Here is a 14635-nt window from a genome sequence, read left to right as displayed (position 1 = left end):
CTAAGTTAGTTAGGAAGCTTTAGACGATGTTGAGAAAAAATCATTTCTAAAAAAGTCATTTCTAAGCCATATGGCCATACATTTTTCGTATTTCTGGAGGGTAGTATATGGAGCTTACAAAGAGATTTTTAGAAATTACACATAAACGTTATCATTAAACATTATTAAAGGTGGTATCAAAAAATGTAAAAATTAATTGGGGGTTATGACCACGTTCGAGCAGGCGTTAACGTCTTCTGCTTCGCTTAATTCGTGGGGTGGTTGTTTTTACTTTCGGTTTTGGTTTGTTTCCGGCATCTGGACTTACTGAGTTTTTATTTTTTGAGTCTACTGGGTCTTTTGCGTCAACATTTTTGGAGGGGTCAGGGGCATCCGTTTTTGTTGCAGTGTTGGGGTTAATGTGAGATTTTGCAGCCCGGATATTAGGTGTTACGTGTCTGTTCCAGAGACTTGACCAGAACAGCATTGACCAGAAACCAGAATGCCCAGTTTGGTTATTATTATATGAAGGTGTTGATGTATTATTATCTTGTGCGGATTGTTCCTGTCCGATGCAACCGCTAAATCCGCTAGTGATTAGCACCATGACTAATAAAAGACATATTTTTTTCATCAAAAAACCTCTTGTACTTCAATTCGAGTGTTGAATTTCCACAATAGATACACAGGTTTAAGTTCTCTATGTATCTGCCTCCGAATTGGCCATGAATATCTCAAAGAGTTCTGAGGAGTTTTAGGCATTTTATTCTTTTGTAGGGATTCCCCCATTTGAACCATTTTTACCCATTTTTATAAAGTTGTAAGCCTGAATTTTCCGTTTTTTCTTTTTAAGCTTCATGTTTGTGTTTTTTGCAATTATTCACTTAATGTTGTTCATTTTTGGATCGGTTATTAAAGAGCTCATCCCAAAATCTTGATTCCATTTCGTTCTTGCTACTGAGCTAGTTTCAAAATTACCTTCAATCCCTCTGAGCCAATATTTCTCAGTAATAAATCAAAATCAATTGAACTAAATGGAATATTTGCTTTTGGTCACAAACATAAAGAATAGAAATTTTGAAACCAGCTCCTCTGATTTTGCGGGAGATTACTTTTATTAAAAATAGAAGACTTATTTCTGAAATCTGTTTTCAATTTTGTTCCTCTTCACTCAACAAATATATCACTCCTTGAAGCATCTTCTATTTATGACCCTTGAGCCCGTGCATATGCATAAGATCTCGGAGCTTGCAAAAAGGATTGACAGGTCGTTTGAGTTTGAGGAGCTCAATACGGCGATAGATATCTATGCGTTGCTTGAGGAGTTGAAGCTCGATGGGAAGGTCATCCTTAAGGCCATCGGCAGACTCTTCCGGGGGATTGTAAGGACTGAGCTTATGGCACAGGGCGAAGACCCGTATCCGGTTACTTATGCTTGTGACAGCGGAAGTACTAACCCCATGACTTATGACAGCGGGCTTTTTGTAGACTTCTGCCACTGCGGGCTGGCTGCAACACCTACTGACCTCGATATCCAGAGATGCAGAACAATAGTATGTGCTGCTTATTCTTCTTCCCAGAGAGTAGCTATGCAGGCCACATCAGGCTGGGAAACCTTTGATGAAGGGCTCGGAAGGGCAAAACTGGTTACAATTGCTCCTGACGAGCTGAAAAGAAAGGCTCCTGACATGGTGCACAGTTTTGCCATGTACCTCGCAGAATCCGAGCATATTCTTTTCATGAAAGACAGGGTGGAAGCAGAGAGCTTTTTCATAATGGACGGACCGATTTACCCAAAACAGCTCATGTACTGGATGGTACTGGATGACGAGGAAGTAAAAGTCCGGCAGAACAATGATGCCCGGAAAATCCTTCAGAATTACATAGATATCATGGATCATTTTCTGGAAAAGCGGATGCCTGTGATCGGGTTTGTAAAAAATCCTACTGACATGCAGATTATGGACAGCGTCCGGAAGAAAAGGGAATCCTTCGACCTGCCATGGATGCTTGATTCCCAGTTTTTCCGGAATCTTCTCTCCCCCGAGAAAATTGATAGTATGTCCGGACACGGTGGAAGTACTTCGAAAAATAACGGGAAGAACGGCAAGCATACTGGTTCCAGGAATGCTTACATTACTTACACTAACTGGTTCTTGCAGCCCAATAGGTTTTATGAAAGGCTGCTTAATGGGACTTCACCCCTTGCAGCTGCCGATATGCTCCAGCAGAAACTCAGGCACAGTTTTTCACCTGAGGATTATGCCCTTTGTTTTTTCATGCTTTATGTGCCCTCGAAGGATGTGGTCTTCAAAGTCGAAGCCCCTTACGGGCTTGTCAAGGATGATTTCTTCCGTATGCAAATTACCAAAAAAGTGCTATTTGACCTTTCTCTGCATGGTTTTCCCCTTACCCTTATAAAGGCAGACTATCTCGCAAAAATCAGAAAAGTAGAGAGGCAAGAGATCGATAAATTCTTTGAAAACATGACTCCTGATGTCAGTTATAATGATACTCGGTGGGGTAATATCAATGAAATATGAAGATGCCGATATTCTGGCTTTTGTCTCCGAAAGGCCTAAAAAGGATCTGGTTCCTCCAATGAATTCAGGAGCAGAAGAAAATGCAGGCTTAAAAGATATCCGTGAAGAAGGAAATCCTGAAAATAACATCAGGGATAGCGCCGTGAATTCTCTTGAAGGTGCTTCTGATCTGGCTACAATACTCACACCTGACACACCTGACACACCCGAAAAATTACTGGCCTCTTTACCCGAAGCTCTGAGGAAAGATTATCCGGAAAACGTATCTGAAATTCTTCCAAAAACAGTATCAGGAACTATTTTTGGCTCTTCTGAATCCGTTCCTGAAACTGCTTCGTTGTCTTTCCCAGAAGCCTCTCTTGAATCTCATGCCTTCATGAATTCCGAAAAAAAAAGCCTTCCCTTTGAAGCCTTTGCCGATTATGATGATGGAGTCCGGAATATTTCCGCATCTTCAGAAGCCTTCGGAATTGTTACTACAGGTTTAGACCCTCTCGAAATCACCCCTTCAGGAGCTGTAATCACTGGCTATATTACATCTGCCAGGCGGAATGAGATCCGGCTCGGGACGTATGTTGTCGTACCCTATGAGCGTGGAGAAAAGCTCTTTGCCAGAGTAGGGAAACTCCAGTACAGGCAGGAGTTTGTGGTAGACGACGCAACTGAGATTCATTCTAGGCGTATGCTCAGTGCCCGTGCAACCCCTGTAAAAGAAGAAGATTACAAGTTCCTTGCCTGCCTTGATCCGCTCTGTATTCTGTACCGGAAGACAGAAGGCACACTTACCCGGAGGATGGCAGACAGAATTCCACGGCCTAACACTCCCATCCTGCCTGTCACTGACAGGCTTGAGGTTCAAACAGGGCTTAATATTCCTGAAGATGGTATTTTTCTCGGGCACCTCAGTGTTGGGGGAGAACTTTTGAAAACCCATTCCGAGCCCGAAACAGTTGCATATTACCTCAGAAATGACTATTCAATGGGTGATCCCCTTATTTTCAGGCATATGCTGATCTGCGGGAGCACCGGGACAGGAAAGACCTTCCTTTCAAAAAATATCCTCCGCCAGTTCATGACAGAAAATAACAGGTACAGGCTGAGGAGTTCTCCTGATAAAGCCTGGAAAAACTCCTGCCTGGTAATTATGGATCCCCAGGATGAATATTCCCAGCTTTTTGAGGACAACGAGACCCTTAATGAGGACGATAAATTCGGGTTCGAATCCGAAAATGTGACTTACGGCCGGGTCCGGTCTACAAAAGCTTTTGTAGCAAAGGTCGGTGGGCAGAAATATGCCGGGGACAAGTCACGAGCTGAGCAGATCGAGTTTACTATTCCTTTTTCCCTTGTAGAATACAATTCCTGGCTTATTGCAGCAGCCGGGATGTCCGAACTCCAGTTCATAGGGCTTGAAGTGCTTCTTGGTGATTTTTTCAAGTCCAGCGTGCCCCATACTTACCTGAATTTCCTCAACCATATAGAGAATGAGGGCACTCGTTCCTATTATGTCGACAGTGGAAAGCTTCATGAGTCGTCCTATGATGGGATTGCTAGGAGAGTAAAGAGCAAATTCTTCTCGAAGGTTTTTGATCAGGATGCAACCTCAATTATCGACATTTTAGACAGGATATTCAAGCCAGGGCAGATTTCGGTTTTCCCTACCGAATACATAAGCGCTCCGAGAATCAGGGATCTTATAGTACTTACGATCATGAGCCTGATAGTGGACAACAAGCTCAGCACATCGGGCACTGACGCCATTAAAGAAACTCCTATAATCCTGGCGCTGGATGAAGCTCACCGCTATCTCTCCAGAGCAAGCGGCGAACATTCCCGCCTTATTATCTCTCGTTTTGCAGATGCAGCCCGCCAGGGCAGAAAAGAAGGGTTGGGACTCTTTTTGATCACCCAGGACCCTCAGGATATAGATGACACTGTTTTCAAACAGATCAATACAAAACTGATCCTTAACCTCAATAATGACGCAGCTATTACATCTCTAAAAGTTCCGAAAGAATATGAGCGGAGAATTCCTTATCTTAAGAAAGGACAGATGATAATCCATTCCCCGGATAACAGTGATATAGTGGAAATAGTCGGGCTTTCAAATTGTGTAGTCCGACATCGCTGATCTTCATCAGGTCTGATATTTAACCGGTTTGCTGAGATAATTCTTCGGTTGTGCAGGGTAAGATTCCGGCATGATGAAAATCAACAGCGAAAAAATTTGAAACTCAATATATTTGATGTGGAAAATTAGTTTAAATAACCACCGGGCTAAATCCCCGGTGGTTTAATCTCTTCCTTTCCGGTATCTCTTTTCTATCGTTTTTTCAATTTAAGGTTTTATTTGTTTTTAGAGTATATACCCGGTCTTGTATTTGTTGGGGTGACTTTTATATAATTTTTTACTGTTTTCGTATTGCTGCCTACATCATTGGTTACTTTAAGCGATACTGTATAGTTTCCTTCTACCAGATATTTATGTTTCGGATTCTTGGCTGTTGAAGTTGTCCCGTCTCCAAAAGTCCATTTCCATTTAGTCGGTGTTCCTGTACTTTTGTCAGTAAAAGCAACAGTTAATGGTGCTTTTCCGGAGGTAGGTGTCGCAGAAAATTTTGCTACAGGAAGTATTGTGTCGCCACCCACCGCTTTAGATGCATTTATCCGGCCTGAACCATAGTCATTATCCTTTCCTACCGATCCAAGATCTACAGCCGTACTTTCTAATTTCTGCTTTGCAGCAGACGGCGTAAGAGTCGGGGTCTTTTCCAGCATTAATGCCACAGTACCGGAAACATGTGGTGTTGCCATAGAAGTTCCGGACCAGGCCTCATATCCACCGCCTGGAACTGTTGAAGTGACAGATACACCAGGTGCAGAGAAATCGGGTTTAACGTATGTCTGCCCATCAAGAGTAACGGGTCCACGGCTACTAAAATATGCTATTACATCGAAGGAATCTGTTGCACCGACAGTGAACGAATTTATTTCATCCCCGGGGCACGAGATTGTGCTAGATCCCGGTCCGGAATTGCCAGCCGCTATAACAGGAATTACACCTGCTGCCACAACATTGTTTATTGTAGTTGTGTACGCCGATGAATGAGAGGATGATCCACCACTGTAGCTTATAATTCGGGCTTTATTGTTGACTGCCCACTCAAAGGCAAGAATAACGTCAGATGAATATCCCGAACCGTATGCATCGAATACTTTTGCTGCAATCAGCTGTGTACCTGGTGCAACGCCGGTTTGCACACCGTTAGCCCCGGTTCCTGAAATGGTCCCGGATACATGAGTACCATGCCCGTGATCGTCATAAGGAGACGACTGCGAGTTTATGTAGTCAATCCAACCGACAACTTTCGGATCGTTTGTATTGGCATTGTCGTCAAGGTCGTCAAGATCGGGGTGCTTCGCATCAATTCCTGTATCTACAACAGCAACGGTTATCCCTTTCCCATTTATACCCCGCTGCCATACCGCAGGCGCTCCAATTTTATCAATTCCCCATGCATTTGCAGATATCGTATTTTGGGGTGTAGTAGATGCTTCTATTTCTGCGGAGGAAGTTTCGGATTGCCCTATGATAGAAACAACTTCATCAAGCTCGATCTTCCAAACGTCGGGTCTCTCGGCAAGAGAAGCTAAAACTTCCGGTGTTACACTGGCTGCAACAGCATTAACGATTTTAATAGGTTTTATTTCTTTTACTTTGTTGTTTGATTTTTCATTCTCGAGAAACTTTATTATATTTTTCTGATCGCTCTCGATTTGAGATTTCCCATTAGCAGTATTAAATGCTATATGCTGATCTGCTAGCAATATAATTACTGGAATTTGTTCACTTGCTGAAGTTTCGGCAATTTTTGAAGACAAACTTGTTGAGATCTTATCATTTGAGTTCATACTGGGGGATAGGTTTATATCTCCAGCCAATGCCGTAAATGAAAACAACGAAATTAAAACCAATGACATACAGATAATACATATTAATTCAGGAACCATTTTTTTTAAAGGGTTCACGGCTTTTTTTTGCACCTATTCACACTCCTTTTCAAGACTATTCCTATTTTAGAGATTTTGTATTATCTTCCGAGGTCGTCAAAATTTATCCTTATTTCAGTATTTAAGTGACGGCAGCCAATTGAAAATTCAGAACATAATAACATCTCATATTTTTACTTAGTTCCAGAATCTGATGATTTTTGGATTCCGGTCAAAAACATAACTTTTGTAGCTAACGCACTCATGTTTCCAAGCACCTGCAATGTCAACAGTATAATAACATTTGGCTGTCCGAATAATGACATTTTGTAACTGACCCGCAGGTGATCGATTTGTTTACAGAGTGTATCAGTTCTATCAAATATAGATGGCCTTCTATAAAATACTTATGAGGTTGGCAAATCTTATGCTTGATACCAAGAATTCAAAAAAAAAGTATTATACAAAGGTTCCTTAGCTCGATTGAGGCATGCAAAAAATTGTTTTTCGATAGGGGAAAACGTAAATCAAACCGTAGAATTGCGATTTTAGGAACTCAAATTTGGTGGTTTTTGTTTTAAGTTACGCACCGAATTAGAGGACCGCTTATAAATTTGACATTTAAGAAGTACGAATCTCAGTTTTATTTTCCCCTTGAATCGGACTGGATTAGCTATTTGAATAAAATTGAATCAATAGATCTTTCTTACCATTTCTTAAAAAGCTAGCTGTAATAAGAATACACGCATTTTTATTTGGGTGAATATAGAATACTTTCTTACTTTTTATAACCCTAATCCCACTATAATAGGAAATTCATACTATTTTTTTGGCGACATTAGTATGTTGTTCATCACGCTTTTCCTTTATGGATTTTTTCCCGCGGTAGAGGATGCAGAAAAAACAGCAATCGGTCGTGTTCCAGTTATAACATTTATGTAGTTTGATTTTTTTAACGTATTACTGCTTTTTGCATTCTTTACTGTTAAACTGACGGTATATTTTCCTGCTTTACTGTATGTGTGTGCAGGATTTTTTTGTTTTGAAGTTGTTCCGTCTCCAAAACTCCATTTCCATGATGTGGGTGCTCCGGTACTTTTGTCAGTAAAACTGACTTTCAGTGGCGTATTTCCTGAAGTTGGGGATGCGGAGAAGGCAGCAATGGGTGGGTTTTCATTTTTTAGAGTAAGAGTGTATATACTATTGCTTCCTCCTCTGTCAGACCAAAAAGCAATTTTTTTGCCATCAGGACTCCATACCGGAAATGAATCCGATGCTGGATCTGATGTTAACTGCACTTGGTTTTTTCCATCTGCATTCATAACCCATATATCTTCACTTCCAGTCTTATCCGATATAAATAAGATTTTACTCCCATCAGGTGAAAAAATAGGAGAATCATCATTTGCCGAATCTGAGGTAAGTTGAGTTTTCCCGGTACCGTCAGTTTTTATAGTATATATTTCTGAGTTTTCATCTTCAGAATAGGATTCATCTTTTCCGGCATAGTATACTATTTTTGAACCATCCGGAGACCATATCTGTGACTGCCAGGATTGAGTTTGATGAGCAATTAATCCAGGCCGAAATCTAGTCAAATCTTTACCTATCCTTCCACTGTCAATATAATAGTCAATATCAGCCGGTCCGTGCGCATAAATTGTTATCTTTGATGCATCCGGTGACAAGGCAATACCGTCAGCAATACCTATGTAACCGAGTTCATGTTTATCGGACCCATCTGAATCAATTTCCCCATAAGGGCCCCCCATCTCTTCATAAATCTCAGCATAGAGTATTTTTGAACCTGTAGGAAACCAGGTGTATATATAATAATATCTGTACCATACCGTATCGAGCAATTGGGTTTTTCCTTTCCCATTTGTATTCACTACCCATAAATCACTCCTGGGTCCCTCAGCATCATCATATCTGTTTTCGATATACGAAATTTTGCTTCCATCGGGAGACCATGCATAATCGGATGTAAAATTACTTCCCTTTGTAGAGGTGAGCTTCTTTTCTCCTGAACCATCTGAAAATACCTTATACAACCCACTTTCCCGTGAGAACAGAATTTCTTTCCCATTTGGAGACCAAACAGGATTTGAATCGTACGCAACATTGGATGCTACCTTTGTTAATTTCTCAGCTTCCATGGTATCAGCTAGTGCTACGTTTGATGCCATCAGCAGAAAAGTAAAAACTATTGACAGATAAATCACTCTTGGGTTGATTTTCACTATATTACCTTCACTTTCAACACGTACAGGTATTATTATTACTATTATTATTATTATTATTATTATTATTATTATTATTATTATTATTATTATTATTATTTTATTATATTACTATTATTTTATTATTACTTTTCATAAACTCTAGCAGGAGGATTTGTCCTGCTAGCGAAAAATTATCTGCCTTCCTTTACTCAGGTTCATAAAAAATAACCAAGAGAACCTGCTGTTTTTTCAGATTATTTCCAGGCTAAAATCCACTTAACAATAAGATTTCTCATTTGTCTTCGGTTAAATTCAAAATGCTAAAAATGTGTTACTTATGCAGAGTTTTCTCTAATCCAAAAGTTAGAAACTCTACATGTACCATTATTTTGAGTAACCATTTTAGGGTAGACAAATTCTTTACCCGAATACAAATTAATGAATTTTATCCCCGTTTTTCCCACGTTTAATATTTATATAATGTTGTAGATTATACAACTATAATTTATATTATATGTTAACTGATATAAGAATTTTTCTATGATCTTTTCACAAATATATATCATTAACTTATTCAATTTATTCTATATTTCCCCGAATGTCTGATTTTTATAATTATACCTGTATATATTGAGTTAAATGGAAACTCATACTAAATTGTATTTTCGTTAAAGATTTGAAACTGATTTTTGCTTTAAAAAATAAAATTCACACTAACTTTTTGTAAATTTCCTGCTTTGTGCTGGAGCCTTCAAAAGAGAAATTTATAAAAAACGGACCTTAGAAGTCAGTTACTAAAAACCGCAATAAAGGTAGCTCTCAAATCTGACAAAACAAGGCAAATGTGAGTTTTGTAATATTTGATAAATAATTCCCCCACTACCCTTTAGCTTTGGCCTTTTTTATTGTTTATCAATTTAATAAATTCATTTTTTGGAGACTGTAATATATCCAGATATAGTTTTAGTGTTGCTTCCTGCAGCATTCTTTACTGTTAAACTGACGGTATATTTTCCTGCTTTACTGTATGTGTGTGCAGGATTCTTGGTTGTTGAATATGTTTCGTCTCCGAAACTCCATTTCCATGAAGTTGGTGCTCCTGTACTCTTATCAGTAAATGTTACTTTCAGTGGTAAATTTCCTGAGGTGGGAGCTGCCAAAAAAGCAGCAACAGGTTTTATCGGGGCTGCTTTTACAATTATATAGTTCTTTATTGTTTTCGTATTTGTTCCAGCTGCATTCTTTACTGTTAAACTGACTGTATATTTTCCTGCTTTACTGTATGTATATGCAGGATTTTTAACTGTTGAAGTTTTTCCATCTCCGAAGCTCCATTTCCAGCTAGTAGGGGTGTTTGTGCTTTTGTCAGTAAACTGCACCTTCAGTGGAGAGTTTCCAGAGGTTGGGGATGCAGAAAATGAAGCAACTGGTTTTACGGGAGCTGTTTTTACAGTTATATAGTTCTTTATTGTTTTCGTATTTGTTCCAGCTGCATTCTTTACTGTTAAGCTGATAGTATACTTTCCTGCTTTACTGTATGTATATACAGGATTCTTAACTGTTGAAGTTTTTCCATCTCCAAAGTTCCATTTCCAGTTAGTAGGGGAGTTTGAGCTTTTATCCGTGAACTTGACTTTTAATGGCGCATTTCCTGACGTTGGGGATGCAGAGAAATCAGCAATGGGTTTGTTTCCGTTTTCTAAAGTAAGAGTGTATATACCAAGATCTCCTCCCCTCTCAGAGTAAAAAGCAATTTTTTTGCCATCAGGACTCCACTCTGGGTATGAATCCGTTGCTGAATCTGTTGTTAACTGCACTTTGTTTTTTCCATCTGTATCCATGACCCATATATCTTCATTTCCACTTTTGTCAGACAGATATACAATTTTTTTACCATCGGGTGAAAAAATGGGATTTTCATCATTCGCCGAATCTGATGTGAGTTGAGTTTTTCCGGTTCCATCGGTTTTTATGGTATAAATGTCTGAGTTTCCATTTTCATCGGAATTGTACACGATTTTTTTACCATCCGGGGACCATACTTCTGGTTGCCAGGATTGGGTTTGTGGGAATATGCTCCCATCGGTTAGATAATAACCACTATTTTGATTCAAACTGTGGACGTATATTTCCTCTGGATACTCCCAGTCCCAGTTCGTACATAATATCTTTGACTCATCAGGTGACACGGCAATTGCGCCATTAACATTAACACCAATTTCATGGTTGTTTGAGCCGTCTGAATTAATTTCATAAAGCGAACCGAGATTATCAACGCCACTGACATAGGCTATTTTTGAACTTGAAGGGAACCAACTGTATATATAGAAAAACAAATTACTGACTGGATTTAATAACTGAGTTTTTTTAGTTCCGTCTGCGTTCATCAGCGATAGGTCATACGATCCAACTTCATCTATAATTTGATAGTACGAAATCTTGCTCCCATCTGGAGACCATGCATAGCCCCCGTATGTATCGGATGCTAATTTCTTTTCTCCTGAACCATCTGAAAATACTTTGTATAAATTTGCCCCATAATTCCCTGCACCCTTTGCGAAAAGGATTTCTTTCCCATTTGGAGACCAGACGGGATTTGAATCAGATGCAACATTGGATGCCACCTTTGTTAACTTTCCAGCTTCTAAGGTGTCAGCTGCTGCTACATTTGATGCCATAACTACTAGAACAGTAAAAACTATTGACAGACAAATTAATTTTGGATTAATTTTCACTATGCACCCTCCTTTTAACAAGTATTCTTATTTTTCATAGAACTCTGAGAGTCAGATCATTTTGTTCTTCCAAGAAAAGACCATTTTTCTTTAACATTTGACATTTAATTTAAATCAAATTCTCGGCACTGCCTTTTATTCCAATTATAAAATTAAATACAGTTTTGAGACCGCCTGTTAAACTGTGTTTCTCTATTTTTATTTTAAGGCAAATAAAATTAATAGGTAGGATTTCTCACTTATCTTTAAACTTTTCCATTTTATTATATGTTTTTATAAAAATTTTCTAATTGATATCACTTTAATAGAGATCTGGCGTGAATACAGTGAATCCGTGTAGAAACTGCAGTGTCTTTAGACACGAAAAATAAAAAGAATGCCTTTAGAATTTCAACTCCGCGTAAATAAATTAAAAAAACCAAATTGTAAATTAAGTTCCCGAAAATTGTAAGGAGAACAATTATACTTAAATTTACCCAAAAAATAGATTTCCCTCTTTTACGAAATTTGATCAGTAACTCATATCTGCTGCATGAAAATGATATGGGAGAGAAAAGAGAAAGAAAAAAACATAAATTTCAAAAATGAAAGTTCTAAAAAAGAAGCATTAGAAATAATATATAAATGGGATAGCGCGGATTTGAACCGCGGTCCAAGCGTCCCAAACGCTCGAGGATGGACCAAGCTACCCTACTATCCCAAGGGGTACCTCCTCACAAAGGAGATTATCCTTTATATAGCTTTCGTTAGAACATGGATCTGTTGTTCCTTTTCTTCACATCAAAACTCCTTCTATTTCTTCTTTAGCTCTGTTTTCCCGATTTCTGGTTTTTCCTGAGATTATTTTCCCTTCACTCCCAGCGCCGATAAATCTCGTTTTCTATCCCTAGCAGGTCAAGAGTTCTCCCTACCATAATATCTATGAGGTCTTCAAGGGTTTTGGGTCTTGAATAAAAGCCCGGGCAGGCTGGAAGGATACTTGCACCTGCTCTTTTAGCCTGAAGCATGTTTTCTATATGTATAAGATTAAGAGGAGTTTCCCGGGTCATCAGGATAAGTTTTCTCTCTTCTTTCAGGCAGACGTCTGCTGCTCTTGTAATGAGGGTATCGGATACCCCATTTGCCACTGCAGCAAGAGTTTTCATGCTACAGGGAGCAATAACCATTCCTGCGGTCCTGTAAGAACCGCTGGCTATTGGCGCTGAAAAGTCTTTCTGGGAATAATTCCAGGTTGCAAGTTTTTCCACTGCCTCGGGCGTATAATCAGTTTCGATTTGGATTATCTGCTTTGCGGCGTCAGTCAAAATCAGATGGGTTTTAATCCCTTTTTCCGCCAGCACTTCAAGAAGGCGGATTCCGTACTGGATCCCTGAGGCTCCGCTGATCCCTACCGTTATTTCCATTATTCATCTCTCCCTGTCAGTTTATCCTTCTTTTCATAAAAAGCGATGAAACTTTCTACCATTTCCCCCGCGGCTGAGACTATATCCCTTATTTCCTCAGGGCTGATATTATCCTGATGTATGCCGGCAACAAATACCGATGTCTTACCCGTGGCCCTGCTTACCTGCCTTGCCCCATTCAGGGCGAGCTGCTCTTCCCGGTGTCCGGGCATTGTTATTACCGACGAGCTCGTTCTCTGGCTTTTTTCGTCAAAAAGCCCTATGGCAACAGCTCCCACATGTTCCCTTCCACCTGTAAGGGTCAGCAGGTAATCTTCTCCTATTTTCTTTGCTTTAAGTATTATTTCGGTTCTGCCGACTTTCCGTTTAATCTGAAACAAATTTCTTACCTCAGCGTTTCAAGCTTTTCCGGATGATTCCAAGCCTTATTATGCTTTTTATAAATTTGGTGCCACGTCTATTAAGTTCAGGCCCTTAAAACCTCAAACTATGAGCGAAAATCCCCTTTTTCCTTTCTATCTGAGATATCACTCAGTTTAAACTGTTTTGTGGCTTTTTTAACATCAAAATAATCTCTAGCAGCCTTTCCGACGGCTTCGCAGTGTTCTCTCAGGCTATATACCCCCATTCTCCAGTTATCCATATGGGCTTCCTGCAGGATGGATACGAAATGGGAAGCCTCGTTAAGAGGGATCATCTTATGGTCAGTCTTTATCATGGCCCGCATTTCTAACATTTCAGGTGTCTTTGGAATATCCAAGAGCACATACCGCGGATCAACCCCGGCGAGTTCTGCAATTTCTTTTTCTGCTCTCCGTATTCTGTCACGGTGCCTGAGTACGCCTTTTCCAACATCTTCAAGCCCTACATACAGGGCCCGCTTATACAATTTACGTGCATCCAGCTGCCGCGAAAGTTCCTCTGCATATCCCGATCCTGTTGCATTTCTCATTGCTGCCACAAGGTCTATGTCATCCATCTGTCTGAGCCTTAACGGGTCAAGCTCCTTATTTTCGATCATGTATTCCACTGCTCTGGAACACATAGCTTCTGAGATCCTGGTTACGTGATGATAATAGACAGATGTGTTCATCCAGAAGCGGGAGACCAGAAGAGATTCTGCAGCTTTTAATCCTCCATAGTCGACAACGAGCCGGTCTTCGTAAAAATTCATTTGATTTATCAGGCGGTTATAATCTACAACTCCGAAGGCAACACCTGTGTAATGTGCGTCCCGGACAAGATAATCCATTCTGTCCACATCAATCTCACTGCTCAGGATCTGTCCTATAGAGGTTTCTCCTTTGATGTGTTTTGCAAGGTTTCCTGGGGAAATTCCATATTTGTTCAATACTTCCCTTATTTCGCCCTTTCCCAGTATTTCTTTTACATCATCATGCCTGCGCCGCGTGTACCTGTCAATTATATTCTCGGTAACATGGGAAAAGGGTCCGTGCCCAACGTCGTGCAGAAGGGATGCCGCTTTTATCTCTGTTTTTTTATCCCCTTCAATTGAATCGAGATTTTTGGTTAGCATGGATGTAAGGTGCATTGTTCCAAGGGAGTGTTCAAAGCGGGTGTGATTCGCTCCCGGGTAAACAAGGTTTGAAAATCCAAGCTGTCTGACCCTTCTGAGGCGCTGCATCTGGGGAGTGGCAAGAAGTTCCTGAATCAAATCGTCCAGTTCGATGTAACCGTGTACGGGGTCAAGGACAACTTTCATTATTCTTTAGACAGATTTCATTATATATTGCTGTTAC

General features: G+C 40.0%; 8 protein-coding genes, 1 tRNA gene and 1 pseudogene. 2 read left to right on the top strand and 8 right to left on the bottom strand.

The window, feature by feature from the left end; all coding sequences use genetic code 11:
• Positions 1-226: 226 nt before the first annotated feature.
• Positions 227-586 (bottom strand): hypothetical protein, encoded by a 360-nt coding sequence (locus RG963_RS07195; RefSeq protein WP_310575595.1) that lies wholly within the window; start codon positions 584-586, stop codon positions 227-229.
• 601 nt (positions 587-1187) lie between these two features.
• Between RG963_RS07195 and RG963_RS07190 the strand changes: the two genes are divergently transcribed.
• Together RG963_RS07190 and RG963_RS07185 are read left to right on the top strand one after the other, a co-directional pair.
• Positions 1188-2522: a DNA double-strand break repair nuclease NurA gene (locus RG963_RS07190; RefSeq protein ID WP_310575594.1), complete on the top strand. Its 1335-nt coding sequence runs from the start codon at positions 1188-1190 to the stop codon at positions 2520-2522.
• Positions 2512-4653: an ATP-binding protein gene (locus RG963_RS07185; RefSeq protein ID WP_310575593.1), complete on the top strand. Its 2142-nt coding sequence runs from the start codon at positions 2512-2514 to the stop codon at positions 4651-4653. The genes RG963_RS07190 and RG963_RS07185 overlap by 11 nt, the downstream gene beginning before the upstream one ends.
• 215 nt (positions 4654-4868) lie before the next feature.
• Here the strand turns inward: RG963_RS07185 and RG963_RS07180 are convergent, their stop codons facing one another.
• The 7 genes and pseudogenes from RG963_RS07180 to RG963_RS07150 form a co-directional block, all read right to left on the bottom strand.
• The gene (locus tag RG963_RS07180; RefSeq protein ID WP_310575591.1) at positions 4869-6434 is read right to left on the bottom strand and encodes a S8 family peptidase; all 1566 of its coding nucleotides are present in this window, start codon (positions 6432-6434) and stop codon (positions 4869-4871) included.
• Positions 6435-7378: 944 nt separating this feature from the next.
• A pseudogene (locus RG963_RS16680) lies at positions 7379-7678 on the bottom strand (PKD domain-containing protein); the annotation flags it as partial.
• A 1985-nt stretch (positions 7679-9663) separates the two neighbouring features.
• Complete coding sequence (locus RG963_RS07170) at positions 9664-11472, bottom strand: PKD domain-containing protein (protein ID WP_310575589.1); 1809 nt, start codon at positions 11470-11472, stop codon at positions 9664-9666.
• A 625-nt stretch (positions 11473-12097) separates the two neighbouring features.
• A tRNA-Pro gene (locus RG963_RS07165) sits at positions 12098-12172 on the bottom strand.
• Positions 12173-12323: 151 nt separating this feature from the next.
• Complete coding sequence (locus RG963_RS07160) at positions 12324-12875, bottom strand: UbiX family flavin prenyltransferase (RefSeq protein ID WP_310575588.1); 552 nt, start codon at positions 12873-12875, stop codon at positions 12324-12326.
• Positions 12875-13255, bottom strand: coding sequence for a prenylated flavin chaperone LpdD (lpdD, locus tag RG963_RS07155; RefSeq protein ID WP_310575587.1), 381 nt, complete (start codon positions 13253-13255; stop codon positions 12875-12877). Before lpdD ends, RG963_RS07160 begins: the two co-directional genes overlap by 1 nt.
• Positions 13256-13362: 107 nt before the next feature.
• Positions 13363-14598, bottom strand: coding sequence for an HD domain-containing protein (locus RG963_RS07150; RefSeq protein ID WP_310575586.1), 1236 nt, complete (start codon positions 14596-14598; stop codon positions 13363-13365).
• Between the last annotated feature and the right edge of the window lie 37 nt (positions 14599-14635).

Source organism: Methanosarcina baikalica (assembly GCF_031461075.1).
GTDB lineage: Archaea > Halobacteriota > Methanosarcinia > Methanosarcinales > Methanosarcinaceae > Methanosarcina > Methanosarcina baikalica.
Note: the sequence above shows the minus strand (reverse complement) of the source record. Positions and strands in the feature narration are given on the sequence as shown.

Coding starts and splice junctions, on each gene's coding strand:
- RG963_RS07190 (WP_310575594.1), top strand. CDS start 1,188: ATGACCCTTGAGCCCGTGCATATGCATAAGATCTCGGAGCTTGCAAAA.
- RG963_RS07180 (WP_310575591.1), bottom strand. CDS start 6,434: ATGAACTCAAATGATAAGATCTCAACAAGTTTGTCTTCAAAAATTGCC.
- RG963_RS07150 (WP_310575586.1), bottom strand. CDS start 14,598: ATGAAAGTTGTCCTTGACCCCGTACACGGTTACATCGAACTGGACGAT.
- RG963_RS07160 (WP_310575588.1), bottom strand. CDS start 12,875: ATGGAAATAACGGTAGGGATCAGCGGAGCCTCAGGGATCCAGTACGGA.
- RG963_RS07185 (WP_310575593.1), top strand. CDS start 2,512: ATGAAATATGAAGATGCCGATATTCTGGCTTTTGTCTCCGAAAGGCCT.
- RG963_RS07195 (WP_310575595.1), bottom strand. CDS start 586: ATGGTGCTAATCACTAGCGGATTTAGCGGTTGCATCGGACAGGAACAA.